General features: G+C 72.6%; 26 protein-coding genes and 1 riboswitch. Of the genes, 11 read left to right on the top strand and 15 right to left on the bottom strand.

Annotation, left to right across the window (positions count from 1 at the left end; translation table 11 throughout):
* Entirely contained in the window at window positions 1-2,169 is a 2,169-nt protein-coding gene (locus OHL10_RS11445) for an MMPL family transporter (RefSeq protein ID WP_265522347.1), read from the top strand.
* Here OHL10_RS11445 and OHL10_RS11440 read toward each other — a convergent pair.
* The gene (locus tag OHL10_RS11440; protein ID WP_265522346.1) at window positions 2,094-2,600 is read right to left on the bottom strand and encodes an FBP domain-containing protein; all 507 of its coding nucleotides are present in this window, start codon (window positions 2,598-2,600) and stop codon (window positions 2,094-2,096) included. The two genes, OHL10_RS11445 and OHL10_RS11440, sit on opposite strands and share 76 nt — an antisense overlap.
* 328 nt (window positions 2,601-2,928) lie before the next feature.
* Window positions 2,929-3,354 (bottom strand): VOC family protein, encoded by a 426-nt coding sequence (locus OHL10_RS11435; RefSeq protein WP_265522345.1) that lies wholly within the window; start codon window positions 3,352-3,354, stop codon window positions 2,929-2,931.
* Between the two features lie 143 nt (window positions 3,355-3,497).
* Here OHL10_RS11435 and OHL10_RS11430 point away from each other — a divergent pair, with 143 nt between their 5' ends.
* The 3 genes from OHL10_RS11430 to OHL10_RS11420 all read left to right on the top strand — a co-directional run bounded on the left by OHL10_RS11430 (window position 3,498) and on the right by OHL10_RS11420 (window position 6,001).
* Window positions 3,498-3,725: a hypothetical protein gene (locus OHL10_RS11430; RefSeq protein WP_265522344.1), complete on the top strand. Its 228-nt coding sequence runs from the start codon at window positions 3,498-3,500 to the stop codon at window positions 3,723-3,725.
* Window positions 3,726-4,089: 364 nt separating this feature from the next.
* A complete protein-coding gene (locus OHL10_RS11425) occupies window positions 4,090-4,716 on the top strand; it encodes a hypothetical protein (protein WP_265522343.1) in 627 nt (208 codons plus the stop codon).
* A gap of 25 nt (window positions 4,717-4,741) precedes the next feature.
* Window positions 4,742-6,001 (top strand): MFS transporter, encoded by a 1,260-nt coding sequence (locus OHL10_RS11420; RefSeq protein WP_265522342.1) that lies wholly within the window; start codon window positions 4,742-4,744, stop codon window positions 5,999-6,001.
* 100 nt (window positions 6,002-6,101) lie between these two features.
* Here the strand turns inward: OHL10_RS11420 and metE are convergent, their stop codons facing one another.
* The 4 genes from metE to OHL10_RS11400 all read right to left on the bottom strand — a co-directional run bounded on the left by metE (window position 6,102) and on the right by OHL10_RS11400 (window position 11,014).
* Complete coding sequence (metE, locus tag OHL10_RS11415; protein ID WP_265522341.1) at window positions 6,102-8,477, bottom strand: 5-methyltetrahydropteroyltriglutamate--homocysteine S-methyltransferase; 2,376 nt, start codon at window positions 8,475-8,477, stop codon at window positions 6,102-6,104.
* Window positions 8,478-8,509: 32 nt separating this feature from the next.
* Window positions 8,510-9,592 (bottom strand): methylenetetrahydrofolate reductase, encoded by a 1,083-nt coding sequence (locus OHL10_RS11410; RefSeq protein WP_265522340.1) that lies wholly within the window; start codon window positions 9,590-9,592, stop codon window positions 8,510-8,512.
* A gap of 94 nt (window positions 9,593-9,686) precedes the next feature.
* Window positions 9,687-9,789: riboswitch (SAM riboswitch) on the bottom strand.
* Window positions 9,790-9,857: 68 nt separating this feature from the next.
* A complete protein-coding gene (locus OHL10_RS11405; protein WP_265522339.1) occupies window positions 9,858-10,436 on the bottom strand; it encodes an OmpA family protein in 579 nt (192 codons plus the stop codon).
* A complete protein-coding gene (locus OHL10_RS11400) occupies window positions 10,433-11,014 on the bottom strand; it encodes a hypothetical protein (protein ID WP_265522338.1) in 582 nt (193 codons plus the stop codon). Before OHL10_RS11400 ends, OHL10_RS11405 begins: the two co-directional genes overlap by 4 nt.
* 115 nt (window positions 11,015-11,129) lie before the next feature.
* On the opposite strand from OHL10_RS11400, the gene OHL10_RS11395 reads away from it, so the two are divergent.
* Entirely contained in the window at window positions 11,130-11,600 is a 471-nt protein-coding gene (locus OHL10_RS11395) for a hypothetical protein (RefSeq protein WP_265522337.1), read from the top strand.
* Between the two features lie 57 nt (window positions 11,601-11,657).
* Entirely contained in the window at window positions 11,658-12,590 is a 933-nt protein-coding gene (locus OHL10_RS11390) for an SRPBCC domain-containing protein (RefSeq protein WP_265522336.1), read from the top strand.
* Here OHL10_RS11390 and OHL10_RS11385 read toward each other — a convergent pair.
* The 8 genes from OHL10_RS11385 to OHL10_RS11350 form a co-directional block, all read right to left on the bottom strand.
* Entirely contained in the window at window positions 12,568-13,161 is a 594-nt protein-coding gene (locus OHL10_RS11385; RefSeq protein ID WP_265522335.1) for a TetR/AcrR family transcriptional regulator, read from the bottom strand. The two genes, OHL10_RS11390 and OHL10_RS11385, sit on opposite strands and share 23 nt — an antisense overlap.
* 3 nt (window positions 13,162-13,164) lie before the next feature.
* Window positions 13,165-13,746 (bottom strand): sugar O-acetyltransferase, encoded by a 582-nt coding sequence (locus OHL10_RS11380; RefSeq protein WP_265522334.1) that lies wholly within the window; start codon window positions 13,744-13,746, stop codon window positions 13,165-13,167.
* On the bottom strand, window positions 13,743-15,029 hold the full coding sequence (locus tag OHL10_RS11375) for an MFS transporter (RefSeq protein ID WP_265522333.1): 1,287 nt from the start codon (window positions 15,027-15,029) through the stop codon (window positions 13,743-13,745). Before OHL10_RS11375 ends, OHL10_RS11380 begins: the two co-directional genes overlap by 4 nt.
* A 157-nt stretch (window positions 15,030-15,186) precedes the next feature.
* Window positions 15,187-16,128 (bottom strand): family 43 glycosylhydrolase, encoded by a 942-nt coding sequence (locus OHL10_RS11370; protein WP_265522332.1) that lies wholly within the window; start codon window positions 16,126-16,128, stop codon window positions 15,187-15,189.
* Window positions 16,129-16,186: 58 nt separating this feature from the next.
* Window positions 16,187-17,020, bottom strand: a complete 834-nt coding sequence (locus tag OHL10_RS11365) for a carbohydrate ABC transporter permease (protein ID WP_265522467.1) — start codon at window positions 17,018-17,020, stop codon at window positions 16,187-16,189.
* 138 nt (window positions 17,021-17,158) lie between these two features.
* Window positions 17,159-18,139 carry a carbohydrate ABC transporter permease gene (locus OHL10_RS11360; RefSeq protein WP_265522331.1) on the bottom strand — a complete coding sequence of 327 codons (981 nt, stop codon included), beginning with the start codon at window positions 18,137-18,139 and terminating at the stop codon, window positions 17,159-17,161.
* Window positions 18,140-18,200: 61 nt separating this feature from the next.
* A complete protein-coding gene (locus tag OHL10_RS11355; protein ID WP_265522330.1) occupies window positions 18,201-19,496 on the bottom strand; it encodes a sugar ABC transporter substrate-binding protein in 1,296 nt (431 codons plus the stop codon).
* 80 nt (window positions 19,497-19,576) lie between these two features.
* Window positions 19,577-20,629: a LacI family DNA-binding transcriptional regulator gene (locus OHL10_RS11350; protein WP_265522329.1), complete on the bottom strand. Its 1,053-nt coding sequence runs from the start codon at window positions 20,627-20,629 to the stop codon at window positions 19,577-19,579.
* Window positions 20,630-20,828: 199 nt separating this feature from the next.
* On the opposite strand from OHL10_RS11350, the gene OHL10_RS11345 reads away from it, so the two are divergent.
* Together OHL10_RS11345 and OHL10_RS11340 are read left to right on the top strand one after the other, a co-directional pair.
* On the top strand, window positions 20,829-21,998 hold the full coding sequence (locus OHL10_RS11345; RefSeq protein ID WP_265522328.1) for an NYN domain-containing protein: 1,170 nt from the start codon (window positions 20,829-20,831) through the stop codon (window positions 21,996-21,998).
* A gap of 85 nt (window positions 21,999-22,083) precedes the next feature.
* Window positions 22,084-22,722 (top strand): hypothetical protein, encoded by a 639-nt coding sequence (locus OHL10_RS11340; protein WP_265522327.1) that lies wholly within the window; start codon window positions 22,084-22,086, stop codon window positions 22,720-22,722.
* Window positions 22,723-22,775: 53 nt separating this feature from the next.
* Here the strand turns inward: OHL10_RS11340 and OHL10_RS11335 are convergent, their stop codons facing one another.
* Window positions 22,776-23,618: an alpha/beta fold hydrolase gene (locus tag OHL10_RS11335; RefSeq protein ID WP_265522326.1), complete on the bottom strand. Its 843-nt coding sequence runs from the start codon at window positions 23,616-23,618 to the stop codon at window positions 22,776-22,778.
* 112 nt (window positions 23,619-23,730) lie between these two features.
* Here OHL10_RS11335 and OHL10_RS11330 point away from each other — a divergent pair, with 112 nt between their 5' ends.
* From OHL10_RS11330 to OHL10_RS11320, 3 genes are all read left to right on the top strand, one after another.
* Entirely contained in the window at window positions 23,731-24,297 is a 567-nt protein-coding gene (locus OHL10_RS11330) for a TetR/AcrR family transcriptional regulator (RefSeq protein ID WP_265522325.1), read from the top strand.
* Window positions 24,298-24,304: 7 nt separating this feature from the next.
* On the top strand, window positions 24,305-25,660 hold the full coding sequence (locus OHL10_RS11325) for an 8-oxoguanine deaminase (RefSeq protein WP_265522324.1): 1,356 nt from the start codon (window positions 24,305-24,307) through the stop codon (window positions 25,658-25,660).
* Between the two features lie 70 nt (window positions 25,661-25,730).
* The gene (locus OHL10_RS11320; protein WP_265522323.1) at window positions 25,731-26,375 is read left to right on the top strand and encodes a lysophospholipid acyltransferase family protein; all 645 of its coding nucleotides are present in this window, start codon (window positions 25,731-25,733) and stop codon (window positions 26,373-26,375) included.
* Window positions 26,376-26,420 lie beyond the last annotated feature (45 nt).

Raw genomic sequence — 26,420 nt, 5'->3', positions numbered from 1 at the left:
ATGCTCGAACGGCTCGGCCGCACCATCGCCCGACGGCGCCGCCTCGTCCTGGCCGCCTGGGCGGCCCTCGTCGTGCTCGGCGCCGTCCTCGGCGGAGCCGTGTTCGACAAGACCCAGGACGTCGACGGCGCACCTGCCGGCACCGAGTCCGCCCTCGCCGCCGAGCGGATCGACGACCTCGACCCGGAGGGCGAGACCGTCGTCGCCGTCCTCTCCGGCCGCGACTTCTACACACCCGGGCTGCTCGAGAGCGCCGGTGCCGTCATGGCCGAGATCCGCGAGATCCCCGGCGTCGTCGAGGTGAGCGACGCCTACACGAGCGGCGGGCTCATCGCCGACGACGCCCAGGGCTCGCTCGTCGTGGTCGAGCTCGACCGGACGCTCGACGACGACGCGGCGCTCGCGGCGGCCGAGCAGGTGTCGGCAGCCCTGCACACGATCGACACCCCCGAGGTGCTCGTCGGGGGTGCGCTCCTCGCGCAGGAGGCGTTCGTCTCCCAGGCCGTGACGGACGCCGCGAGGGGCGAGAGCGTGGCGCTGGCCGTGCTCCTCGTGCTGCTGGTCGTCGTGCTCGGCGGGGTACGGGTCGGGGTGCTGCCGGTGCTGTCCGCGCTCGCGACGATCGCGGCGGCGCTGCTCGTCCTCAGCGGCCTGGTCGCGGCGATGCCGATCAACGAGTTCGCGGTGAACGTCGTGACGATCCTCGGGCTCGGCCTGGGCGTCGACTACAGCCTCCTCGTGATCGCTCGGTTCCGGGAGGAGCGCGAGCGCGCACCGGGGGGATCGGTCGAGGAGGTCATGGGCCGCACCCTCGACGGCGCGGGGCGCGCGGTGCTGACCTCCGGCGTCGCGGTGGGGATCTCCCTCGGCGGTCTCCTGCTGTTCGGTGACCCGCTGCTGTCGGGCATGGCCGTCGGTGGTGTCGTCGTCGTGCTGGTCGCGACGCTCGCCGGGCTGACGCTCGTCCCCGCGCTGGTCGCCGGCTGGCACCGGCACGTGCCCGCGCCGGGCGCGCGCACCTGGATCCGGCGATGGGCGCCGCGCCAGGGTCCGGGGCTGCTCGGCCGGCTCGCGCGCGTCGCGCAGCGGCACGCGGTGCTCGCCACGCTCGGCGCGACCGCGGTGCTCGTCGCGCTCGCCGCACCGCTCGGCTCGCTCACGCTCGGGGACTCCGAGGTGCGGTCGCTGCCGCCGACGGCGGAGGCGCGGCAGGCGAGCGAGGCCGTCACGTCGCGGTTCGCGGACCTCGGGGTGGAGCCCGTCGTCGTGCTCGTCGACGCCCCGGTGCAGGACCAGGCCGTGCTGGACTACCTCGAGGAGGTCGCCGCGCTGCCGGGGGCCACGGACACGCGGCAGGACCTCGACCTGCCGACCGAGGTGACGGCCGTCGAGCTCACCCCGCCCGGGGACGCGACCGACGGCGACGCGCAGCAGCTCGTGCGCGACGTACGCGCCGTCGAGACCGACCTGTCCGTGCTGGTGGGCGGCCCCGCGGCGGAGCTGGTCGACACCCAGGACCACCTGACCGAGCGCGCCCCGCTCGCGCTGGGCGCCGTCGTCCTGGCGACGTTCGTGCTCCTGCTCCTGCTCACCGGCTCCGTGGTGGTGCCCGTCAAGGCCCTCCTGATGAACCTGCTGACGCTCGCCGCGACGCTCGGTGTGCTGGTCGTGGTGTTCCAGCACGGGGTGGGCGCCGGGCTCCTCGGCTTCGAGCCGTGGGGAGCGCTCGACGTCACCACCCCGCTCCTGCTGGGCATGCTCGTCTTCGGACTCTCGATGGACTACGAGGTGTTCCTGCTGTCGCGCATGACCGAGGAGTGGCGCCGCCGGGACCCCGGCGAGGACCCACGGATCGCCAACGACCGCGCCGTCCTGCACGGCATCACCGCGTCCGGACCCGTCGTCACGACGGCGGCCGTGGCGATCGGGATCGTCTTCCTCGGGTTCGCGGCCGGAGAGCTGGTCGCGATGAAGGAGGTCGGCATCGGGCTCGCGGTCGCGGTGCTGCTCGACGTGACCGTGGTCCGTGGGCTGCTGCTGCCCGCGACGATGACACTCCTCGGCCGGTGGAACTGGTGGCCGGGAGGGCGGGGTCAGACGTCGCGCAGCACCTCGGTGACGAACCGCGCCGACCGCTCGCGCAAGCCCTCGACCCGCATCTCGGTGTAGAGCTCGCGCATCGCCGGGTCGTCACCCGTCTCGGTGCGGGTCGGCGCACGACGGACGTTCGCCGAGCAGCGGAAGTCCGTGCAGACGAGCGTCCCGATGGTGTTGCCGCGGCGACCTGCCGCGCCCGCCCGGCGCGCGACGTACAGGCTCACGTCGTCCGTGACGACGATGTCCTCGCACCACGCGCACACGGCACGGCGACGAGGGCCGCCCGTCTTCGCGTCGGACGAGCGCAGGAGGATGCCGGTCGGGACGTCGTCGAGCGGGACGACGGCGTACGCCGCGAGCGGCGCCCGGCGGTCGCGCCACCCGAGGTAGTCGTGGCGGTCCCAGTCGATCGTGGACAGGTCGGGGAGGGTCGCCTGCGCCGCCTCGCGACGGGAGGCGTTGACGAAGGACGCGCGGATCTGGGACTCGGTGAGGGGATGCATGGTGGGCTCTTCCAGGGTCGGCGGAGCCGCCGCGAGGCGCGCGAGGCGCAGGGACGGGCGGCGGCGGGGAACAGATGTCCCCGGCGCACGCCGACGGCAGGACGAGCCGACGGCGAGAGGCCGTCGGCAGGGGGTGAGCGGTCAGGCGTGCGCGGGGAGGGGCCCGCCGGCCGAGCAGGCCCGTGCGGCCACCCCGCATCCCGCGGCGACGCGCTCGTTGCGCAGCATCGTCTCCCCGCCCTCCGTGATCGCTTCTCCCGGACGCGGACGTCCGGCTGCCCGACCCATGATGCGCGGTCCTCGGGGAGAGGTCCAGCGCATTGCTCCGTCAGCCGCCGGCCGCGTCCTCGGCGGCGAGCTGCACGGCGGGCTGCGCGGCGAGCTGCACGGCGATGACGAGGTTGCCGTCCGGGTCGCGCACGTGCGCGTACCGGTCTCCGGAGGCGTCGTCGGTCTGGGCGGGGACGTGCGGCTCGACGCCCGCCGCGGCGAGGTGGCGGAGCGTCGTGTCGAGGTCGTCGACGTAGAGCACGAGGTCGGGTGCGTTGCCCGGGCGGGTGGTGGGGACGCCGTCGGCCACGGGCAGGAGCCACAGGCCCGGCCCGTGCGGTCCCTCGGGGCCGACGTGCAGGAGCCGGACGCCGTCGGCCGTCTCGTCGTGCAGCGTGGCGAACCCGAAGCCGTCCGCGTAGAACGCCGCCGTCGCCGCGAGGTCGCGCGAGAGCAGGACGGTGCGTCCGATCCGAGTCGTCATGCGGGGGATGCTACCGGCGGCGTGGGCGCGCAGGGCTGCACGGGACCGTTGCCGGTACGGTGGAGCCCTACCTGGAGCGCGCGCCCGGAGTCCCGGGCCGGCGCCAGCGCCGACCGCACGACCACGCACCCTCGGAGACACGCATGAGCAGCCAGCCGACGCCGCACGACGACATCCCGACCGCGGGCGGGGCCACCGAGAGCGCGGGAGCCATCGCACGGTTCCTCGTCGCCATGATCCTGTTCATCGGCGGGGTCGTCGTCATGGGCTGGGCGTTCACCGTGGACTCCGCGCAGCCGTACATCTTCGGCGGCGGCATGCTCCTCGTGACCCTCGGGTTCTTCCTCCCGATGAGCGCGCACGAGCGCTGACCACCCCCGCGCCGAGATAGAACGCCGGTCCGCGAGGTAGAACCCCAGTCACGCACTGGGGTTCTACCTCGCGGACCGGCGTTCTGCGTCGCGCTCAGAGGGGGGCGGCCGTCAGGCGAGGGTCGCTCTCCGGATTGTTTGTACGGACTGCTGCTTATTTCTGCTATGTTCCCCGGACCCAGCGACGGGTGCCGTCGCGCTCCGAGTGGAAGGACACCGAGGTGCGTCCGTCGGATGTCGTGCTCTCAGCCGCTGTGATGACCCACCCGTCGCGAGCCGAGGCCGCGCGACGCCTCCGCCGCGCGCACCCCGACCTGGACCTCCGGGTCGTCGTCGATCCCGACCCCGACGGTGCCCCCACCGCGTGGCGGACGGCGCGGGCCGCCTGGTGGGCAACTCGGTGATGGGGCTCCGGCGATCGGTGAGCTTCGCGGGAAGCCGACCGTCGTCGCCGTCGGAGGCCTGCCTCCCGGCGCTCGACCAGGTGCCGTACTACGACTGGTGGGACCAGCAGGCCGCATCGTTCGTCCCGGACCCTTCGGCGGAGGACGGCTGGGCGAGGCTCCGGGGCGGTCCCTCGCTCGAACGCTTCGGTACGACGCCTGCGCGTCTCGCGCCCGAGGTCGAGGACCTGATGGTCGTACTGCCGGACGCTGGTCGTCTGCTCGACACCGTGAGCCGGATCCTCGTCGACGAGATCTACCTCGCGTCCTTCCTCGTCGGTGCGGTCGCCCGCACCGACGGGACGGTGACAGATCTCGCGGCCAACGACTCGGCCGAGGCCGCCCTCGCCACGCTCCCGCAGGGTGCGCTGCGCCGCATCCTGCCGACCCACCGCCTCGACGAGATCTCCGAGCTCCTGCGCCCCGTCGTGCACGCCGGGGTGCAGCACGGCCTTCGCCACGTCGCGGGCGAGCGGGCGCTCACCCGGAACCGTGGCATCCCTTCCTCGCCAGGATCGCGCTCGCCGCACGACTCGCCTCACACCTGACGGGGCGGCCACGAGCGTGAACCGCGTGCGCCACGCCTCTGCCGGCAGGAACGGCCTCGTCATGCGGATGTGGGTCCTCACGGGTTCCGTCGCAGTCGCCGACTCCGTCTTCGGTGCCGTGTTCATCACGCACATGCTTGACCGTGGGCTGAGTCCTGCAGTCATCGGGCTTCTCCTGGTGCTCCCGGCGGTGACCTCGATCGGCATCGAGGCTCCGAGCGGGGCGCTCGGGGACACGTACGGGCACCGCAGGCTCGCCGTCGGTGGGCATCTCGCCTGGGCGGCGGGCCTCATGACGTTCGCGCTCGCCACTGGCCCGGCGGTGTTCGCGGTGGCGATCCTGGTGTGGGCAGTCGGACTCGCTCTGTACTCGGGGACGGTCGTGGCGCTCGTCGCGACGACCCTCAACGCGACCGGGCAGGGCGGGCTCATCGCGGGTGCGGTCCGGGGGAGCGAGGTCACGCGGTGGAGCGCGGCGGCGCTCGCAGCGCTCCTCGTCGTCCTCGGGGTCCCGCTCACCGGCACCTCGGTCCTCGTCGCGGCCTCCGGCGTCCTGCTCCTGCTCGCCGGGTTGTGGGTCGTCGTGGGCTGGCCCGAGTCATCGGTCCGGTCGGAGGTGCCGGTCCGTGCGAGTCTCCTGCTCGGCGCCCGCGTGGTCCTCGGCCCCGGGGGTCGCGGTCTCGTGGTGCTCAGCGTCCTGACGAGCGTGCTGCTCGGGACGCTCATCCTCACCTGGCAGCCCTTCCTCACGGACGTCCTCGAGATCGAGAAGCGCTGGCTCGGCCTCGCGCTCTTCGTCATGTCCGTCGGGGCCGCAGGGGGCGCGGCGCTGTCCCGCTGCACGCAGCGCCTCGATCCGGCGGTGGTCCTCACGGTCCTCGTCCCGGCGCTGGGTCTGAGCCTCGCGGCCGTGGCCCTCGGGAGCTGGGTCGGCGCGGCGGCCTACGTCGCGGCCGAGGTCTTCGTCGGCTGGTCGCTGGCGACCCTCGCCGTCTGGGCGCAGCAGCACCTCCCCGATGGTGTGCGAGCGACGGGGATGTCGATCCTCGGGACGGTGACGGGCGTGACGATCGCCGTCACGAACGGGCTCGTCGGGATCGCCTGGCAGCACCTCGGACTGCTCACGACGTTGTTGTGCTTCGGCGCGGCCGTCGCCCTCCTCGCGGTGTGCGCCGGGTCCGTGATCACGGTCCGTGCGCGCCGAGCGCGACCCAGGCCGCGTGACCTCACGGTCGACACCTCACCCGTGGCAGCAGACCACGCCGGACAGCGTGGACCCACCTGAGACGAACGGTCTCCCGGACGTCGGCGCTGATCCTGGCCGCAGGCTGACCGAACCCGGTGACGGTGCGGGCTGACACCCGCACCGTCACCGGTCACGTCTGTCAGACGAGGGTCGCGCGCACGGCCTTGGTCGCCGCGATGAGGTGCTCGAGCGAGGGCACGGTCTCTTCGTAGCGGCGGGTCTTGAGGCCGCAGTCGGGGTTGACCCACACGACCTTCGCGTCGATGGACTTCACCGCGAGCTCGAGGAGCTCGGTGACCTCCTCCGCCGACGGCACGCGCGGGGAGTGGATGTCGTAGACGCCCGGCCCGATGCCGCGGTGGTAGCCGGCCTCGGCGAGCTCGGGCACGATCTCCATGCGCGAGCGCGCCGCCTCGACGGACGTCACGTCGGCGTCGAGCCCGTCGATCGCGCCGATGACCTCGCCGAACTCCGAGTAGCACAGGTGCGTGTGGATCTGCGTCGCCGCGCGCACGCCCGACGTCGCGAGGCGGAACGAGCGCACCGACCAGTCGAGGTACGCGCCCTGGTCGGCGCGCCGCAGCGGCAGGAGCTCGCGCAGGGCGGGCTCGTCGACCTGCACGATCCCGATCCCGGCCGCCTCGAGGTCGGCGATCTCGTCGCGCAGCGCGAGGCCCACCTGGTTGGCGGTGTCGCCGAGCGGCTGGTCGTCGCGCACGAACGACCACGCGAGGATCGTCACCGGCCCGGTAAGCATGCCCTTGACCGGCTTGGCGGTGAGCGAGGCGGTGAACGTCGACCAGCCGACCGTGATCGGGGCCGGGCGCTGCACGTCGCCCCACAGGATCGGCGGGCGGACGCCGCGCGAGCCGTACGACTGCACCCAGCCGTTCGCGGTCACGGCGAACCCGTCGAGGTTCTCCGCGAAGTACTGCACCATGTCGTTGCGCTCGGGCTCGCCGTGCACGAGGACGTCGAGGCCGATCTCCTCCTGGAGCGCGACGACGCGGCGGATCTCGTCCTGCATCGCGGCCGTGTAGTCGGCGTCGGACAGCTGGCCCTTGGCGTTGAGCGCCCGCGCCCGGCGGATCTCCGGCGTCTGCGGGAACGACCCGATGGTCGTCGTCGGCAGGAGGGGGAGATCGAGCTCGGCGGCCTGCGCGGCCGCACGCTCGGCGTAGTCGCCGCGGGCGAAGTCCGCGTCGGTGAGGGCGGCGGCGCGCTCGCGCACCGCCGGGACGACGACGCCTGCCGCCGTGGCGCGGGAGGCGACGGCGGCGCTCGCCTCGTCGAGCTGCGCGCGGACCGCGTCGCGGCCGTCGGTGAGGCCCGCGGCGAGGGTCGCGACCTCGGCGACCTTCTGGTCGGCGAACGCGAGCCAGGCCTTCAGGCGCGGGTCGCGCCCGTCCGTGCCGTCCCAGACGTCCTCGTCCACGTCGTGCGGCACGTGCAGGAGCGAGGTCGAGGTGCCGACGGTCACGGCACCGGCGCCGAGGGCGCCGAGCTGCTCGAGCACGGTGAGCTTCGCGTCGAGGTCGGCGCGCCACACGTTGTGCCCGTCGATCACGCCCGCGACGAGCGTCTTGGTCTCCAGCCCGGCGACGGGGCCGGCCGGGACGGACCCCTTGACGAGGTCGATCGCGATCGCCTCGACGTCGGTGCCGGCGAGCAGCGCGAGGCCGTCGCCGTCCTCGCCCTGCAGCCCGCCGAACGGTGCGGCCACGAGGATCGCGGGGCGGTCGGTGCCGACGGCGAGCTCGCTCGCCAGCGCCTGGTACGTCGCCTCGATCGCCTCGTGCAGGTCGGCGACGGGGACGTCGATCGAGTCGGACACGAGGATCGGCTCGTCGAGCTGCACCCAGGGAGCCCCGGCGGCGGCGAGCGCACGCAGCAGCTCGGCGTACACGGCGACGACGTCACCCAGGCGGGACAGGGGGTGGAAGCCCGGTGCGGCGTCGTCGGCCGCCTTGGACAGCGCGAGGAACGTCACCGGCCCGACGACGGTCGGCCGGGTCACGACCCCGGCCTCCTTCGCCTCGACGAACTGGCGCACGACACGGTCGTCGGCGAACCGGAACGGCGTGGAACCGCTGATCTCGGGGACGAGGTAGTGGTAGTTCGTGTCGAACCACTTCGTCATCTCGAGCGGGGCGTCGTCGCCCGCGCCACGGGCGACCGTGAAGTACCCGGCGAGGTCGAGGCGACCGTCCGCGTCGGTGAGGGACGCGAACCGGGACGGCACGGCACCGAGGAGGGCCGCGGCGTCGAGCACCTGGTCGTAGTAGGAGAACGAGCCGGGCACGGCGCCGTCGGACGCGTCGAGGCCGAGCTCGACCAGCCGCTGCACGGTGGAGATGCGCAGGTCGGCGGCCGTGGCCTCGAGCTCGTCGGCGGTGGTCGTGCCGGCCCAGAAGGCCTCGACGGCCTTCTTCAGCTCGCGGCGGCGGCCGATGCGCGGGTACCCGAGGACGGAACCGGTCGGGAAAACGGGCGTGGTGACGGAAGAGGTGGTCATGAGATGTCCTGTCGGTGGTGCAGCCGGGTCGGTCAGACAGCGGTGCCGTTGCGGGCGACGTCGCTGACCGGCCGGGCGGCTGGAAGGTCGGGCAGGGAGGTGCCGGTGACCCACGGCCCGCTGGCCAGGTCCGGGGAGAGGGGGTCGCCGCCGACATCGCTGCCGTCGGTGACCGCCCTCACCCCGCCGCCGAGGTGGACTCCCTCGAGCAGGTCGAGTGCGGCGCGATGCTTGTTGAACGTGTAGATGTGCAGGCCGGGAGCCCCGGCGTCGAGCACCTTGCGGGCGAGGTCGACCGAGTACGCGATGCCGAGGGCGTGCTGCCGCTCGGGGTCGGTCTCGGCCTCGAGCGCCGCGAGCAGGTGCGCGGGTGCACGCACCCCCGTGAGCGTCTCGACGCGCACGAGGCGCGCCGGGTCGGTCGTGGGGATCAGGCCCGCGAGGATCGGGATCGTGACCCCGGCGGCGCGGGCCGCGGCGACGAAGTCGACGTACGACGACGCCTCGTAGAACAGCTGCGTGATCGCGAAGTCGGCGCCCGCCTGCTGCTTCTGCCACAGGCGGCGCACCTCCTGCTCACGGGTGGTGCCCGCGGCGACGTTCCCGTCGGGGAACGTCGCGACGGCGATCGTCAGCGGTCGGGCCGCGCCCCGCAGGGCGAGGCTCGGGTTGGCGGCGCAGCGCGAGGCCTCGACCTCGCGCAGCAGGGCGACGAGCTCGGTGCTGGACCGTACGCCGTCGGACGGGGGGTTCCAGTCCGGCTGGTCCTTGGGCGGGTCGCCGCGCAGGGCGAGGAAGCTGCGCACGCCGGCGTCGAGGAAGTCGGTGATGACCTCCTCGACGTCCTCGCGCGACGCCCCGACGCAGGTCAGGTGCGCGATCGGCAGGACCGGTGTGCCCTGCAGAAGACGCCCGATGACGCGTCGCGACGTCTCCCGGTCGTTGCCCGCCGCACCGTAGGTGACGGAGACGAAGTCCGGGTGGGTGGCGACCAGGCGCCGCGCGGTCTCCCAGAACTTCGGGGCGGCGTCGGGCCGGCGGGGTGGCATGAGCTCGAACGAGACCGTGGGTCCCGCTCCGGTGTGCGCCTGACCGATGGCGTCCGCGACGCTCATCGTGCCCCTCCACGGGCACGCAGCGGACCGCCGACGTGGCGCCGCGGTGCGGTCGCCGTCGGGACGGTCGGACGGGTTGCCTCTTCCATGCGTCACTCCATCGAACCTGGCTGTAGCACCTTTGTCCTCGGGAGGCTTCCGTCGGCGGGTTGCTGCGGTGTCGTCGAGCCAGGACTCTCGACCGCTCTGGATGGTTGACACGATCGTAGGTGCCATCCAGGATCCGGTCCAGAAAGTGCTCGTAGAGTGAGACGTACGGGAGGGGTCAGCCTCCGTAGCGGATCTCGACGCGGCGGTTGGCCTCCCGACCCTCCGGGGTCGAGTTGTTCTCGACGGGCTCGCTCTCGCCGCGCCCGGCCACCATGAGGTCGAGGTCCGGGCGTGCCTCCGTGACGGCGTCCGCGACGGTCTGCGCCCGCTCCTCCGAGAGCAGCCGGTTGTCCTCGTCCGTCCCGACGTCGTCGGTGTGGCTCGTGACGGACACCTCCGCGCCGTCGGGCACGTCCGCCACGAGCTCACCGATCCGCACGGTCGCGGAGGTGGACATCTCGGCGCTGTCGATCGCGAAGAGGATGTCGCTGTCCAGGCTCACGACGGTCTCGGCGCCGTCGGACGTCTCCGTCTCGAGAGGCCTCACGTGGCCCGCGGGGTCCCAGCGGTGGATGCTGGCCGCGACGAGCTCCGGCGACGGCGCGGTGAACTCGGCCGGCACCACGTCGTCCGGCGAACCGCCCGGGACGCCGGCACCCGCCGTCGGCGTCACGACGAGCAACCCCAGCCCGACCAGCACACCGACCGCAAGGCCGGGTGCCCGACCCGTCCGACGCTGTGGGCGCGCGCTCATCGGGTGATCGGGACGTCGGGGAGCACGGGGTAGTCCTCGCGCAGCACGACGTCCACGACCTCGATGTCGTCCTCGGGCGCGGCGAACACCGCGTAGGCGTACATCGGTTCGCCGCGCAGCGCCTCGACGTCACGCTGGCCGGTCGCCCACCACCGGTTGCCCTCGCTGATCACCGAGTACTCCTTGAGGTTCTCGCGGTCGATGAGCCGCAACGAGACGCCGAAGAAGAGCGAGGGGTTGAAGACCTCACCGAGCGGGACCGCCTCCGAGTCGCCGACGCTCGCGAAGTCCGGCGTCACGACCAGGCGGAGCACCATCGTCTCGCCCTCGACGGTCAACGACTGCACGCCCACGGTCGCGGTGTCGTCCGGACGCTCGACGTCGGGCACGACCTGCTGCGCGACGACCGGCTCGCCCTCGCGCGGGTCGGACGTCTGCGTCGCCTCTGTCTCCTCGGCCATGTCGGTGGCGTCGCTGGTGGCGCCCGCAGGCGTCGTCGCCGGCTCGGACGACGTGCCTCCCGTGCAGCCGGTGAGCAGCGCTGCCACCGCGAGAGCCGTGACCGTCGTCCTGCGCATGTGTCCGTCCTTCGCTCCGCGTGCGCCCGGTCACCGATCCGGCGCCGAGCAGGCCTGCGCCATACTAGGCGGGTACGACGGTTCGGCTCCGAAGGGTTGCGACGTGCGAGGACGCTTGCGGACGACAGCTCTGCTCGCGGTGCCGTCGGTACTGGTGCTGCTAGGTGCGTGCGCGGCGTCCTCCGACGGCACGACGCCACCTGCGGGTTCCGACGGCTCGGCGTCGATCGCCATCGACCGCTTCACGGACTGGCATCCGCCGCTGCCGGCGCTCTCCGAGGGGGTCACCAGTGCGGTGGTCGACATCTCGACCGACCCGGCCCGACTGATCGTCACGACGTGGGGTAGCTCGAGCTGTCCGGTCGTCCCGGTCGCGATCGCCTGGGCGGACGCGTCGACGCTGCAGCTCTCCGTGGAGCCGCACCCGGCTCGGGAATGCACGGCCGACCTCGCGGCGGTGAGCCAGGTCGTCGAGGTCCCACCGGGTCACCCCGTGACCGACGCGGTCGGCGTCGAGGTGGGCGGCAAGCCGGTCCGCAGCGGCGTGACCGACGATCCGCAGATCGACGACGTGACTCGCCCCTGACACGGGCGGCTAGCGTGGGGGGACGGACCGGTGACCCGACCTGACGGAGGACCCGCGATGCAGCGCACCACGACGGACCCGGACGAGCTCGTCGAGAGTCTCCCGGACCGCTTCCGCGCCGACGTCGCACGCCTCGACGCCGAGCTCTCCCGCGTCTTCGCGGGGCACTCGCGCGTGGCGTGGGAGGGCGTGTTCTGGGGTGGGAGCGAGCAGCGCATCATCGGGTACGGCGACATGGTCGACGTCCGGCCGCGGCGCGACCCGGTCGAGTGGTTCGTCGTCGGGCTCGCGGCGCAGCAGGACTCCGTGAGCGTCTACGTCAACGCGGTCGAGGACGGGCAGTACCTCGCCGAGCGGCACGCCCACGAGCTCGGCGGCGCGAAGGTCGGCAAGTCCGTGATCAGCTTCCGGTCGCTCGACGACGTCGACCTCGACGTCCTGCTCGACCTCGCCGCCCGTGCGGCCGCCCAGGTGGATCCCGCACCGCCGCCCACAGGCCGGGTGGAGGTGACCGACGTCGGGCGCGACCTCGTGCTCGAGCGCACGTTCCACGCCCCCGCCGACGACGTCTGGTCGAGCCTCACCGACCCCGAGCGCCTCGCGGGGTGGTTCGGGGTGCTCGACGGCGACCTCCGCCCGGGCGCGACCGTCCAGGTCCGGCTCATCGCGGAGGAGGGCGAGCCGCTCGAGGAGATCAACGTCCTCGCGTGCGACCCGCCGCGGTCGTTCTCGATCGACCAGGGCGGCTGGCGCCTCGACGTCACCGTGACGCGCCAGCGGGTGCGCACGACCGGCGTCGAGCTGCGCCACCACCTCGGCCGTGACGACGACCCGGGCGACATCGGCCCGGGCTGGGAGTTCTACCTCGACCGCTTCGTGGCGTCCCGGGGTGGCCCGCCCGCCAAGCCGTTCGAGGTGTACCTCGAGACGTTGCGCGAGCACTACGCCGGGCAGGCACCCGGCGCGGTCACGGCACCCCGGGAGGCGTGACCCCGGTGAGCCGGCGGACGGCGCCGAGCACGTCGACGTCGTCGTGCGGCTCGGTGTCGAGCGCGCGGTGGATGGTCATCCCCTCGATGAACGCGTCGAGCACGCGGCACGTGGCCGCAGAGAAGTGTCGCCCGAGAGCGTCCCGGCTGCGCCGCATCCAGTCGTTGGTGAGGGTGCGGTAGGCAGGGTCGCGCGCGGCGAGCGTGTACAGCTCGTGGGAGAGCACGAGGTCGCGCTGGGTGGCGAAGACGTCGTGCGTGATGAGCGTGGTGACCGCCTGGACCGCGTCCTCCGGGGTGCGGGCCTCGACCATGCGGCGCTCGAACTGGGCGGCGGCGTCGCGCGCGAAGCGCCCGAACGCCTCGTGCAGGAGTTCGTCCATCCCGGCGAAGTGATAGGTCATCGACCCGAGCGGCACGTCGGCCGCCGTGGCCACGCGGCGGTGGGACGTCCCCGCGACCCCGTGCTCGGCGATGACGTCCAGGCACGCGTCGACGATCCGGTCCCGTCGCCCCGGGTCGTGACGGCGGGCGCGCTGCGGTGGGGCGGGGGTCGTGACGTCGGGTTCCACGGCTCAGAGCTCCCGGATCACGCGCGCCGGGTTGCCGACGGCGACGACGTCCGCGGGCAGGTCCCGCGTGACCACGGCGCCCGCACCCACGACCGTGTTCTCCCCGATGCTCACGCCCGGGCACACGATCACGCCACCGCCGAGCCAGACGTTGTCGCCGATCGTGATGGGCTTCGCCGCCTCGAGCTTGTCGCGGCGAGGTCCCGGCTCGACCGGGTGGGTGGGCGTGAGGAGCTGGACGTTCGGGCCGATCTGGCAGTCCTCGCCGACGGTGATCGTCGCGACGTCGAGCGCTGTGAGGTTCGAGTTGACGAACGTGCGTGCGCCGACGTGCAGGTTCTCGCCGTAGTCGACGGTGAGCGGGGGCTTGATCCAGGCGCCCTCGCCGAGGGTGCCGAGCAGGTCGGTGAGGATCGCGCGCGACGAGGGGTCGTCGGCGACGACGGCGCGGTGGTACTCGTCGACGAGGCGCATCCCGCGCTTCGCGAGGCGCTCGTTCTCCGGGTCGTCGGCGACGTACAGGTCACCCGCGAGCATGCGCTCGCGGTTCGTGCGGTCGTCACCGGCGAAGTGGTCGACGGTCATGCGGGGACCTCCTCGGTCGTGCGGGGGCGTGGGGTGGCGGCGGTGCGGCGTGCGGGCAGGACGCCGGCCAGCAGCACGACGAGCGCGCCGGCCAGGGGCAGGACGAGCAGGCCTGCCCGCAGGCTGGTCGCGTCCGCGACGAGGCCCACGACCGGCGGGGACAGCAGGAAGCCGAGCCGCATGAGCCACGAGACGAGCGTGAGACCCGTCCCGGTGCGGAGGCCGGGCAGCTCGTCGGCCTGCTGCATGGCTGCCGGCACGAGCGTGGCGACGCCGAACCCGGCGGCCGCGAAGCCGGCGATGGTGCCCGGCACGGTCGGGACGGCGAGCGCGAGGCCCGTGCCGAGGGCGACGAGCAGCCCGCCGCCGCGGGCGACGGAGCGCTGACCGAAGCGGTCGACCATACGGTCGCCGACGAGGCGCCCGACGAACTGCGCACCCACGAGTGCGACGAACCCGGCTGCGGCGAGCGTCGCCGGTGCCCCGAGCGAACCCGAGAGGTAGACCGCGCTCCACGTGATGCCCGCGTCCTCGACGAGCGTCCCGGCGACCGCGACGAGCACGAGGGCGACGAGGACGAGGACGGTGCGTCCGGGGACGCCGGACCGCGACGTCCGTGAGGTCGAACCCGTGGACACGTCGGGGGCGGCTGGCGCGCCCGCGCCCGCCGGGAGGTGCGCCGCCCCCTCCGGGGCGTCGTCGAGACCCGGGAGGCACGACCGCAGCGCGACGAGGGCGACGACGGAGAAGAGCACGGCGGTGCCCGCGAGGTGCGCGCCGAGGGGGATGTCGAGGGCGATCGCGGCGGCGGCCGTCGCGCCGCCCAGCACGGCGCCGATCGACCAGAGCGCGTGGAAGCCGTTGATGATCGAGCGTCCGTAGCGGCGCTGGACCCGCAGACCGTGGGCGTTCTGCGCGACGTCGGTGAACGCGTCCATCGCGCCCGCGGCGAAGAGCGCGACGACGAGCAGGGGCAGGGCCGGCGCCAGCCCGGCGAGCAGGATCCCGACGCCCGTCAGGACCGTGCCTGCGACGGCGACCCGCGCCGAGCCGAACCGGCGCACGAGCGTCGCGGCCGCCAACCCTGCCGCGATCGCGCCGGCAGGGAAGGCGGCGACCGCGAGTCCGTAGGCGGTGTTGGTGAGGTCGAGCGCGTCCTTGACCTCGGGATAGCGCGGCACGAGGTTGGCGAGCAGCGCGCCGTTCGTGAGGAACAGGGCGGCGACCGCCCCCCGCGCGCGCCGGTCGACGGTCGAAGGCCGCGCAACGGTGGTCACAGACATGCGTACGATCGTACACCCCAAGCGTACGCTCGTACACAACGACCTCCCCGGCCCCCACCCCACCCCACCCCACCCCGCCGAACAGGCGGTTTCTCGGCACGCACGCGCGATCCTGCCGAGAAGCCGCCTGTTCGGCGGGCTGGGGGGTGGGAGGGGGTCAGGAGGGGAGGAGGCGGCCGTCCTGCCAGTGGACCGGCACGGGGTCGCCGACACCGCCGACGAACCGGCCGTCCGGGCCGTCGTGCCGGAACGCCAGCAGGACCCACGTGCCGTCGCGCTGCTGCGCGAGCCGGCCGCTGTACCAGCGTGAGTCGGTGAGCTGCCATGCGCCCGCGACGTCGTACGGGCCGAGGAGCGAGTCGGCGCGCGCCGCCCACACCCCGCCCGTCGTCCCGACGCGTCGGGACTCGGACATGTCGGAGGCGACGCACGAGAACAGGAGGACGGGGACGCCGTCGACCACCTCGACCTGCATGACCTCAAGCTGGCCGAATCCCTGCCCCGGCACGCTGAGCGGCGGTCGCAGCTCCCAGGTGCGCAGGTCCGGGGACCACGCGTGCCCGACGACGCCCCGGTCGTGGGCAGGTCCGGTCCGGCCGCGCGCGGTGAGGAGCATGTGCCAGCCGTCCCCGCCCGGGTCGGCGAGCACCCACGGGTCACGGAACGCCTCGTCGTGCCACTGCCCGTCGGCGAGGGTCTCGTACCAGTGGCCGTCGGCCTCCAGGACCGGGTTCTCCGGTGCCTTGTGCCAGGTGAGGAGGTCCGACGACGTCGCGTAGCCGATGCGCTGGACGTTGCTGTCGAGCGCGCGGGTGGAGCCGGTGTAGAAGAGGAACCAGGTGCCGTCGTCGTGCCGGACGACGGACCCGGTCCAGGTCGCGAGGTCGTCCCACGCCGGTGCGTCGCTGCGGACCAGGGCGTCGGTGACCCGCGTCCACGTGACGAGGTCGTCGGAGACCGCGTGCCCGATCGACGCTCGGTAGTGGCGGGCCTCGGGGTCGTGCAGGGCGCGTGAGGCGTAGAGGAAGAAGAGGTGGTGCTGCTCGCCGTCGTCGGCGAGCCAGAAGTCCCACACCCAGGAGTCGGGAAGCGTGAACATGTGGACCCTTTCGAGCTGGTGGCGGGGTGGTGCCCGGCTGCGCGGCGGCGCAGCCGGGTCAGCCCTTGACCCCGCTGGCGGCGACGCTGCTGACGAACGCGCGCTGGAAGGACAGGAAGACGAGCAGGACCGGCAGTGTGATGAGCGACGTGTACGCCATGACCTCGCCCCAGGCCGTGTTGAGCTGGAAGAAGTACTGCATGCCGACCATCACGGGTCGGAGCTCCTCGGTCTGCACGACCATGAGCGGCCACAGGTACTGGTTCCACGCCGGCAGGAAGGTGAGGATCGCGACCGTCGCGAACGCCGGTCCCGCGAGCGGGGCGACGATCTTGCGGTAGATCGTGAACCAGCCGGCGCCGTCGATACGGGCGGCCTCGTCGAGCGACTTCGGGATCGTCGAGAAGTACTGGGTGAACAGGAAGATCGAGAACGCGTTCGCGATGAACGGCACGATCTGCACGTGGTACGAGTTCAGCCAGCCGAAGTCGTACTTGAGCACCCCGCCCTCCATGACGAGGGTCGGCAGCTTCGAGACCCAGTAGACCATCGGGACGGCGATCGTCTCGAAGGGCACGATGAGGGTCGCGATGACGACGCTGAGGACGAGGGCGCGGCCCTTCCACTGCAGCCGGGAGAGCGCGAAGCCGGCCATGCTGTTGACGACCAGCCCGATCCCCACGACGAGGACCGTGACGAGGACGGAGTTGAAGAGGAACCGGGCGACGGGCACCCGGTCGAACACCCCGAAGTAGTTGTCGAGGCTGATGTCCCCGGTGGGGACGAACGCCCGCAGCGAGTTCGAGTCCGACAAGATCTGCGCGTCCGGCTTGAGGCTCGAGACGAACATGAAGACGAGCGGGAAGAGGAAGACGACGGCCAGGAGCGTCATCGTGAGGTAGGACGCGATCCTGCGACGGGTGCGGACGCCGTGCGCGCCGGCGCCCCCGTCCTTGTCGGCGTCCTTGCCGGACTTCTTGCCGGACTTCTTGCCGGTGTCCCGCAGGTGCGGGGAGACGGTGGTCATGGCTCAGTCCTTGTCTCGGGTCAGGTACCGCTGCACGAGCGCGATGATGAGGACGAGGACGAAGAAGATCAGCGAGATCGCCGCCCCGTAGCCCGTCTCCTGCTCGCGGTATCCCTTGCGCACCGCGTGGTAGACCAGCGTCGTCGTCGAGTTCACGGGGCCGCCCTGGGTCATCACGTCGATCTGGACGAACAGGCCCAGCGCCGCGATGGTGATCGTCACGAGGACGAAGACCATCGTGGAACGCAGCCCCGGCCAGGTGACGTTGGCGAACAGCTGCCACGGGCTCGCGCCGTCCATCCGCGCCGCCTCGTAGAGCTCCTCGGGGATGGTCTGCAGGCCCGACAACCAGATGAGCATGTGGAAGCCCACGGCCTGCCAGATCGACAGCACGATGATCGCCCCCAGCGCCGTGCTGGGGTTCTCGAGCCAGGCGGTTCCCTGCCAGGCGCCGAACGTGATCGTGTCGATGAACGAGTTCACGAGCCCGTCCTCGCGGTACATGAACCGCCAGAGGATCGACACGACGACGATCGACGTGACCACCGGGATGAAGAAGATCACGCGGAACGCCGTGACGCCCCTGATCTTCTGGTTCACCAGGACCGCGAGGAACAGGCCGAGTCCCGCCTGCACGGGTACGACGACCACGGCGAACAGGAACGTGTTGATGAGCGAGCGCACGAACACGGGGTCCGCGGCGAACGCACGCACAAAGTTGTCGAGGCCGACGAACCGCGGCGGGTTCGGCGAGATGAGCCGGGCGTTCGTGACGGAGAGCCCGAACGCGAGGAGCACCGGCACGACGAGGAACAGCAGGAGCAGGATCGCCGCGGGGGCGGCCATCGCGAGCCCGGCGCGGCGCTCGCCGCGCTGCGACGCGGAGGCCCGACGGCGGCCCGGTGGCGCGACGGGCGGCTCACCGTCGGTGATCGGTGGGGTGGGCGGGAGAGAGGGGGTCGAGGGTGCGGTTGACGTCGTCATGGTGCACGTCCGTTCCGGCGGGGGCGGCTCTCACCGCCCCCGCCGATCGGGGACGGTCGGCTCAGAAGCCGTACCCGTCGTTCGACTCGATGTTGGCGTCGATCTCGCGGACCGCCGTGTCGAGCGTCGACTGCACGTCGGCGCCGTTCATGATGTCCTTGCCGGCCTTCTCGAACGTCGAGGAGATCACGGGGTAGGCCGGGGTCTCCGGCCGGGCGAGGGCGAAGCGCTCGGAGAGCTCGACGAACGGTCGCAGGGCGCCGTCCTCGGAGAAGTGCTCGGACGCCTCGACCGCGCTCGCTGTCGCCGGGATGACGACCTGCTTGTCGCTGAACTCGGTGAGGTACTCGTCGGCGAAGCTGAACTCCAGGTATGCGCGGGCGCCGTCCGTCGCGTCGCAGGAGGCCGAGATGCCCCACTGCCACGACCCGCCGCCGATCGTCACGCCCTGCCCGAAGTCCGGCGGGGGAAGGATCAGCAGGTCGTCACCGACGGCGTCGAGCGAGTCCATCGCGTTCCAGACGCCCGTGTAGCTGAGCGCTGCCTCGTCGTTGTTGAACTCCTCGTTGCCGATGGTCCCCGAGCTGCTCGTGTAGCCGGCGGTGAAAGCGTCCTGGAACCAGGTGAAGAACTCGACGGCCTCGGGGCCGTTGAGGGCGCCGTCGGCCGTGAGCATCGTGCTGCGGTCGACGAGGTCGCCGCCCGCGCTCTGGAGCATGGGCGAGTAGGCGTAGGACCACCACTCGCCGGTGTCCTCGGCGCCGATGTCGAGCGGTGTGTCGTAGCCGGCGTCCTGGAGCGTGGCGAGCGCGGCGTCGAACTCGTCGATCGTCCACGGCTCGTCCGTCGTGGGGATGCGGATGTCGTTCTCCTCGAGCACCGACTGGCGTGCGAAGACCGAGAGCGCGGCGTCCCAGTACCCGGCCGAGTAGATCTCGTCCTGGTAGGTGCCCACCGCGGTGGGCAGCAGGGCGTCGGTGATCTCCGTCGGGAGCCCGAGCGGCTGGATGTACCCGGCCCAGGCCCAGTTCGGCACGATGGGGCCGTCCATGTCGAGCAGGCACGGGAGGTCGCCCGCCGCGGCGGCCGCGACGATCGCGTCGTTGTACGCGCCCTGGGGGAACGACTCCTCGACGACCACGTACTCGTCCTGGGACGCGTTGAAGTCCTCGATGATCTGCTGGTAGACCTCGAGCTCGGCCGGGTTGCCCGCCGAGTGGGTCCACATGCTCAGCTCGACGGGTCCGTCGCCGTCGCCGGGGGTGGCGCCGCCCTGCCCGGCCTGCCCGCACGCGGTGAGTGCGAGGGCCGAGACCGCGGTCGCGGATACGATCGTCAGGAGGGATCTGCGGTTCATCTGGGGTTTCCTCTCTTGGTGACCCGACCTCCACGTCGGGTCACCGCTCGGTGTCCGCCGTCGGCGGGCACAGGGTTGTGTCAGGCTCGTCGCCGGCTGGAGTTGGTAGCTGCTGCCGGCGGCGAGCTCACGGAGTCCCGACGCACGATCGGGCACGGCATGAGCCGGGTGCTGCGGGGCGCCTCGTGCGCGCGGACCCCGAGGGCGACCTCTGTCGCCCAGCGACCCATCTCGTAGTGGGGGAGCGCGATGGTCGTCAGGGGCGGGTCGAGCTCGCCCGCGACCAGCTGCTGGTCGTCGTAGCCGACGACGGACAGGTCGCGCGGGATCTCCAGTCCCCGGCGGTGCGCGGCGACGTAGACGCCCGCGGCCATCCGGTCGTTGAAGCAGAAGATCGCCGTCGGCCTGCGGTCCGCGGGCAGGTCGAGGAGGCGCTCGGTCGTCTGCCGTCCGCCGGCGGCCGACGTCTCGCCCCGCACGTGCAGCGCGGGGTCGGGCTCGATGCCCGCCTCGGCGAGCACCGCCAGGTAGCCCTCGTGACGCAGCGCGGACGCGACGGGCGGTTCCGGCTCGTCGACGTCGAGGTAGGCGATGCGGCGGTGGCCGGCCGCGACGAGCTCGCGCACCGCCGACACCCCGCCCTCGCGGTCGTCGGGCACGACGGCGGAGAAGTCGCCCGTCGCCGGCCGGCAGTCCAGGAAGACGGTCCCGGCGGGCAGGCCCTTCGGCACGTCCACGACCCGGTGCCACATCGCGGCGTAGATCATGGCGTCGACCTGCTGGCCCGTGAGCGCGCGGATGGCGTCCTGCTCGACCTGCGGGTCGCTCTCGGTGTCGACGAGGAAGACGAGGTAGCCGTGCTCCCGCGCGGCGTCCTGGGCGCCGGCGAGCATGCGGCCGGCGAACGGCGTCGTGGCGATGGTGTCGGAGATGAGCCCGATGGTCCGGGTGCGCTGCATGCGCAGCCCGCGGGCGACGGTGTTGGGGGAGTACCCGACCTCGGCGGCGGCACGGCGGACGCGCTCGCGGGTCTCGTGCGGGATGCGGACGTCCCGGTCGTTGAGCACGAGGGACACCGTGCTGGTCGAGACGCCGGCGGCGGCGGCGACGTCGGAGATCCGGACCCGCCCCATGTGATCACCCACTTCCTCGTGAGATCGGTAGGTCTGCTAAATCGATTGAACACCTTGAGTGTGCACCTCCCTACCGGCCCCGTCAAGAGCCCCCGGTGCCGAACAGGCGGTTTCTCGGCACGATCGCGCGATCCTGCCGAGAAACCGCCTGTTCGGCGGGGGTGGGGCGCCGGGGGGTGGTGGGACCTAGGCTGGCGGTATGGATCCCGAAGAGCGCCTGGCCGTCTTCCTCGACTACGACAACCTCGCGCTCGGTGCGCGGGAGCACCTCGGGGGGATGGCGTTCGACTTCGGTCCCATCGCTGACGCCCTCGCCGTCCGCGGCCGGGTCGTCGTCCGCCGCGCCTACGCGGACTGGTCCTACTTCGACGAGGACCGCCGCGCACTGACCCGTCACCAGGTCGAGCTCATCGAGATGCCGCAGCGCATGGGCGCCTCGCGCAAGAACGCCGCGGACATCAAGATGGTCGTCGACGCGATCGAGATGGCGTTCGAGCGCGACTACATCTCGACGTTCGTCATGTGCACGGGGGACAGCGACTTCACCCCGCTCGTCCACAAGCTGCGCGAGCTCAACAAGCGCGTGATCGGGGTCGGCGTCGAGAACTCGACGTCCCGGCTCCTGCCGCCCGCGTGCGACGAGTTCCTCTTCTACGAGCGGCTCGAGGGCGTCGACGTCCCCGACGAGCCGGTCGAGCACCGCGCGCGCGCCGCCAACCCCCGCCGTGGCCGGTCCCGCGGCGGCGCCCCTGCTGCCCCCGCGCCGGAGCCGGCTGCGGCGCCCGAGCCCGCGCCCGCCGTCGGGCAGGACAAGGACCGCCCTGCCGACCCGGCGCCCGTACCCGAGCCGGCTCCCGAGCCCCAGGAGGCGCCCGAGGAGCGCGAGGTCGAGAAGCCCACGCTCGAGGTACGGGTCGCCCAGACGCTCTCCGACCTGCAGTCGTCGACCAACGGCGCCGTCACGGCCTCGTTGCTCAAGCGCACGCTCCTGCGCAAGGACCCCACGTTCAGCGAGGCCGCGTACGGCTTCCGCGGGTTCGGCCAGGCGCTGCGGCACCTCGCGGAGCAGGGCGTCGTCGAGCTCGCGGACGGCCCTGCCGCAGGCGACCCCGAGGTCTCGCTGCCCGAGCAGGGCGACCTCGCGCAGGCGTTCTCGCTCCTGCGCACCGTCATCGAGGACGCGGGCGGCGCGGTCGCGCTCTCGGGCCTGAAGAACCAGCTCCGCCAGCAGCAGCCGGCGTTCAGCGAGAAGGCGCTCGGTTTCGGCGGGTTCCTGCAGTTCTGCAAGGCCGCGCAGGCCGACGGCGTGGCGCGGCTGCGCTGGGACCCGGAGGCTGACGACTACATGGTCACGACGTCCGGCCGCTGAGCGACCGGCGGGTCGTCGCCCGCCCTGCGCAGGCGTCGGATCGGCTCGCCGCGCGGCATCCTGCCGAGGGGGCTAGCGTGCTGCCGTGGCCGACGAGAGCGCGGGGCGGGGCAGACGGTCGTTGCGCGAGACCGTCACGGTGGTGCTGCTGTCCGTGACAGCGGTGCTGACGGCGTGGAGCGGGTTCGAGTCCAGCAAGTGGGGCGGCGAGATGTCCATCGCCTTCTCGCGCGCGTCGACCCAGCGCATCGAGGCGTCGACCGAGTCGACCAAGGCCCTCGCCGCCCGCGCGATCGACCTCCAGGTGTTCAGCCTGTACCTCGAGGGAGTCGCCGACGGGAACGCCGAGCTCGAGGACTTCGCGCGGGACAGGTTCACGCCGCACTTCGAGCCCGCGTTCGACGAGTGGCTCGCGTCGCGCCCGCTGCAGAACCCCGACGCCGCACCGAGCCCGTTCGCTCTCGACTCCTACGTCCCGCCAGGGGAGGTCGAGGCGGCCGAGGCGGACGCGCGGGCCGACGCCTACTTCGCGCAGGCCCTGGTGAACAACCAGCGCGGCGACGACTACACGCTCGTCACCGTGCTCTTCGCGCTCGTGCTGTTCTTCGGTGCGTTCGCCGGGCGGTTCCGCTCGGAGCGGGCGTCGTGGGGGATGGTCGGCGCGGGTACCGCGCTCCTGGTCGCAGGCATCGGGCTCCTCCTGACGTTCCCGAAGATCGTCTGACGCCCGCGGAGCGCCCGCGCCGACCACCCCTCGTCACCCTGGCACGGAGGGGCTCAGCGGCCGACGAACGCGAGCAGCGCGGCGTTGACCTCGTCGGCGTGCGTCCACAGCAGACCGTGAGGCGCGCCCTCGACCTCGACGTACTCGGCGTCGGGGACGGCGGCGTGGAAGCGGCGGCCCGTGGCGTCGATCGGCAGGATGTTGTCCTTCGTGCCGTGGAGGATGAACGTCGGCTTGCCCGCGGCGCGGACGGCCTCGACGTCGTCCCGGAAGTCCTCGATCCATGAGGGGACGACCGCGTACGCGGCGACGGGCGCCGAGCCCACCGCGGTGTTCCAGTTCGCCCGCACGACCTCGTCGCTGATGCGTGAGCCCAGGTTCTCGTCGAGGTTGTAGAAGTTCGCGTAGAACTGTGTGAACCAGGCGTACCGGTCCGAGCGGGCGGCGTCGGCGATCCCGTCGAACACCGACTGCGGCACGCCCTCGGGGTTGTCGTCGCGCTGGACGAGGAACGGCTCGAGCGACGCGAGGAACGCGAGCTTCGCGACGCGCTCGTGGCCGTGGTTCTTCACGTACCGCGCGAGCTCGCCGGTGCCCATGGAGAAGCCCACCAGGATGACGTCGCGCAGGTCGAGGGTCTCGAGCACGGTGTCGAGGTCCTGCGCGAACGTGTCGTAGTCGTAGCCCGTGCCGACCTTGCTCGACGCGCCGAAGCCGCGGCGGTCGTAGGTCACGACGCGGTAGCCCGCGGCGAGCAGCTCGCGTGCCTGGAGCTCCCAGCTGTTCCCGTCGAGCGGGTACCCGTGGATGAGGACGACCGGCTGACCGGAGCCGTGGTCCTCGTAGTACAGCTCGATGTCGGTGCTGTTCTCCTGGCCGACGGTGATGTAGCCCATGGTCGTGCTCCTTCGGGATCGAGCGGAGAGAACGGTCGTTCTCTCTCGTGGTTGCTACAGTAGAGAACGTTGGTTCTCTTGGCAAGTGGAAGCGATGGACGAGAGGTGAACGATGCTCGACGACGCGGGCGCACGTGAGGCCGTGGTAACCGCCGCGGACCGACTCTTCTACGCCCGAGGGATCCAGGCGGTCGGCATGGACGCGGTACGGGCCGAGGCCGGGATCTCGCTCAAGCGCATCTACGCGCTCTTCCCGTCCAAGGAGGACCTCGTCGTCGCGGTCCTCGCGGGCCGCACGCGGGAGTGGACGGACGGGGTCGAGCGTGCCGCCGCCGCGGCGTCGGACCCGCGGGACCGGATCCTCGCCGTCTTCGACTTCCTCGACGCGTGGTTCCGCGAGGACGGCTTCCGCGGGTGCGCCTTCATCAACTCGTTCGGTGAGCTCGGCGCGACGTCCCCCCGCATCGCGGACGCCGTGTTCGAGCACAAGGACGCCTTCCGGCGCCACGTGCTCCGGCTGGTCCGGGAGGCGGGCCTGCCCGACGCCGTCGCGCTGCAGGTCGTGCTGCTGGCCGAGGGGGCGCAGACCACCGCCGCGATCATGCGCGACGCCGATGCCGCCCGCCAGGCGCGCCGTGCCGCAGAGGTCCTGCTCGCCGCCGAGCCGGCCGCCGGCTGAGGCGGCCATGACCCGCCTCTGGATCCGCGACCCGCTCGACCTCTTCACCGCCGACGACGTCCCCGCCGCCGACGCGCGCCGCGGGATCGTCGTCGCCGACGGTGCCATCGCCGAGCTCGTCCCCGCTGGCGGCGCCCCCGCGACCCCGGTCGACGAGACGTTCGACGCGTCCCAGCACGTCGTGACGCCCGGCCTGGTCAACACGCACCACCACTTCTACCAGACCCTCACGCGCGCCTGGGGGCCGGTCGCCGACGCCGAGCTCTTCCCCTGGCTGCAGAACCTCTACCCGGTCTGGGCCCGCCTGACGCCGCGCGACCACGAGCTCGCCACGACGGTCGCGCTCGCCGAGCTCCTGCTCTCGGGCTGCACGACCGCCGCCGACCACCACTACGTCTTCCCCGCAGGGCTCGACGACGCGATCGACATCCAGGTCGACGTCGTGCGGCGCCTGGGGATGCGCGCGATGCTCACCCGTGGGTCGATGACCCTGGGCCAGGACGACGGCGGCCTGCCGCCCCAGTCCGTCGTGCAGAGCCTCGACGTGATCCTCGAGGACAGCCGGCGGCTCGTCGATGCGCACCACGAGCGCGGTGCGGGCGCCCAGGTGCAGGTCGCGCTCGCCCCGTGCTCACCGTTCTCCGTGACGACCGACGCGATGCGCGAGAGCGCGGCGCTCGCGGCCGAGCTCGACGTGCGCCTGCACACCCACCTCGCCGAGACGATCGACGAGGAGGACTTCTGCCGTGAGCGCTTCGGGATGCGGACGGTCGACTACCTCGAGTCCGTGGGGTGGCTGACCGACCGCACGTGGCTGGGCCACGCCATCCACCTGGACGACGACGAGGTGCGCCGCCTCGGGGCGGCGGGGACCGGCGTCGCGCACTGCCCGACGTCGAACATGCGGCTCGCGTCCGGGATCGCGCGGGCGGTGGAGCTCGAGGACGCGGGCGCGCCCGTCGGGCTGGGTGTGGACGGATCGGCGTCGAACGACGCCTCGACGATGATCCTCGAGGCCCGGCAGGCGCTCTACCTGCAGCGGCTGAAGTACGGGGCGGGTCTCGGTGTGCGGCGTGCGCTCGGTTGGGCGACGCGTGGTGGGGCGCGGGCGCTCGGGCGCGACGACATCGGCCGGATCGCGGTCGGCGCGCAGGCGGACCTGGCGATGTTCCGCCTGGACGAGCTGCGGTTCTCCGGGGCGCACGACCCCGTCGCGGCGCTGCTGCTGTGCGGTGCGGACCGCGCAGACCGGGTGATGGTCGGCGGCCGGTGGCGTGTGGTGGACGGGCAGGTCCCGGGCCTCGACCTCGGTGCCCTCGTCGCGGAGCACTCGGCGGCGGCGCGGCGGCTGGTGGCCGGCTGACGGGTCCGCGGAGCGTCGCGGGGGCCTCCCGCTGCACGGACGTGCAGGGCGCAGCGTGCACAATGGACGGATGACCTACCGGGTGCTGAAGCTCATCCTGTCGCTCCTGGCGTTCGCACTGCTGCGGCCACGGGTGACCGGGCTGAACAACATCCCGCGGCGCGGACCCGTCATCCTGGCGAGCAACCACCTGTCGTTCATCGACTCGCTGCTCATCCCGATCGTCTCCCCGCGGCACGTGACGTTCCTCGCCAAGGCCGAGTACTTCACCGGTACGGGGCTGCGCGGTCGCGTCTCGCGGTGGTTCTTCACGACCCTCGGCCACATCCCGGTCGAGCGCGACGACCCGCGCGCGGGGCAGCGGTCCCTGGAGGACGCGCTCGACGTGCTGCAGCGGGGCGGGGCCTTCGGCATCTACCCCGAGGGGACGCGCTCGCGCGACGGCCGGCTGCACAAGGGCCGCACGGGCGTCGCCTGGCTCGCGCTCGCCGGCCACGCACCGGTGGTGCCGGTCGCGGTCTGCGGCACCGACAAGGTGCAGCCGGTCGGGGCGCGCCTGCCGCGCATCCACCGGGTGACCGTCCACTTCGGGACGCCGATCGACCCCGCACGCCAGATCACCTCCGGCGCCAGGCCCGCCCAGGCGCGCCGGGAGCTCACGGACGAGGTCATGGCCTCGATCCACCGGCTCAGCGGCCAGGAGCTCGCGGTCTGACGTAGCCCGTCCGCGAGACCTCTCGCGAAAGGCGCGCCGGGCGCG

The organism is Oerskovia flava (assembly GCF_026163685.1).
Lineage (GTDB): Bacteria > Actinomycetota > Actinomycetes > Actinomycetales > Cellulomonadaceae > Oerskovia_A > Oerskovia_A flava.
Note: the sequence above shows the minus strand (reverse complement) of the source record. Positions and strands in the feature narration are given on the sequence as shown.

Coding starts and splice junctions, on each gene's coding strand:
- OHL10_RS11445 (WP_265522347.1), top strand. CDS start 1: ATGCTCGAACGGCTCGGCCGCACCATCGCCCGACGGCGCCGCCTCGTC.
- OHL10_RS11440 (WP_265522346.1), bottom strand. CDS start 2,600: ATGCATCCCCTCACCGAGTCCCAGATCCGCGCGTCCTTCGTCAACGCC.
- OHL10_RS11435 (WP_265522345.1), bottom strand. CDS start 3,354: ATGACGACTCGGATCGGACGCACCGTCCTGCTCTCGCGCGACCTCGCG.
- OHL10_RS11430 (WP_265522344.1), top strand. CDS start 3,498: ATGAGCAGCCAGCCGACGCCGCACGACGACATCCCGACCGCGGGCGGG.
- metE (WP_265522341.1), bottom strand. CDS start 8,477: ATGACCACCTCTTCCGTCACCACGCCCGTTTTCCCGACCGGTTCCGTC.
- OHL10_RS11410 (WP_265522340.1), bottom strand. CDS start 9,592: ATGAGCGTCGCGGACGCCATCGGTCAGGCGCACACCGGAGCGGGACCC.
- OHL10_RS11405 (WP_265522339.1), bottom strand. CDS start 10,436: ATGAGCGCGCGCCCACAGCGTCGGACGGGTCGGGCACCCGGCCTTGCG.
- OHL10_RS11400 (WP_265522338.1), bottom strand. CDS start 11,014: ATGCGCAGGACGACGGTCACGGCTCTCGCGGTGGCAGCGCTGCTCACC.
- OHL10_RS11390 (WP_265522336.1), top strand. CDS start 11,658: ATGCAGCGCACCACGACGGACCCGGACGAGCTCGTCGAGAGTCTCCCG.
- OHL10_RS11380 (WP_265522334.1), bottom strand. CDS start 13,746: ATGACCGTCGACCACTTCGCCGGTGACGACCGCACGAACCGCGAGCGC.
- OHL10_RS11375 (WP_265522333.1), bottom strand. CDS start 15,029: ATGTCTGTGACCACCGTTGCGCGGCCTTCGACCGTCGACCGGCGCGCG.
- OHL10_RS11370 (WP_265522332.1), bottom strand. CDS start 16,128: ATGTTCACGCTTCCCGACTCCTGGGTGTGGGACTTCTGGCTCGCCGAC.
- OHL10_RS11365 (WP_265522467.1), bottom strand. CDS start 17,020: ATGACGCTCCTGGCCGTCGTCTTCCTCTTCCCGCTCGTCTTCATGTTC.
- OHL10_RS11360 (WP_265522331.1), bottom strand. CDS start 18,139: ATGACGACGTCAACCGCACCCTCGACCCCCTCTCTCCCGCCCACCCCA.
- OHL10_RS11355 (WP_265522330.1), bottom strand. CDS start 19,496: ATGAACCGCAGATCCCTCCTGACGATCGTATCCGCGACCGCGGTCTCG.
- OHL10_RS11350 (WP_265522329.1), bottom strand. CDS start 20,629: ATGGGGCGGGTCCGGATCTCCGACGTCGCCGCCGCCGCCGGCGTCTCG.
- OHL10_RS11345 (WP_265522328.1), top strand. CDS start 20,829: ATGGATCCCGAAGAGCGCCTGGCCGTCTTCCTCGACTACGACAACCTC.
- OHL10_RS11335 (WP_265522326.1), bottom strand. CDS start 23,618: ATGGGCTACATCACCGTCGGCCAGGAGAACAGCACCGACATCGAGCTG.
- OHL10_RS11330 (WP_265522325.1), top strand. CDS start 23,731: ATGCTCGACGACGCGGGCGCACGTGAGGCCGTGGTAACCGCCGCGGAC.
- OHL10_RS11325 (WP_265522324.1), top strand. CDS start 24,305: ATGACCCGCCTCTGGATCCGCGACCCGCTCGACCTCTTCACCGCCGAC.
- OHL10_RS11320 (WP_265522323.1), top strand. CDS start 25,731: ATGACCTACCGGGTGCTGAAGCTCATCCTGTCGCTCCTGGCGTTCGCA.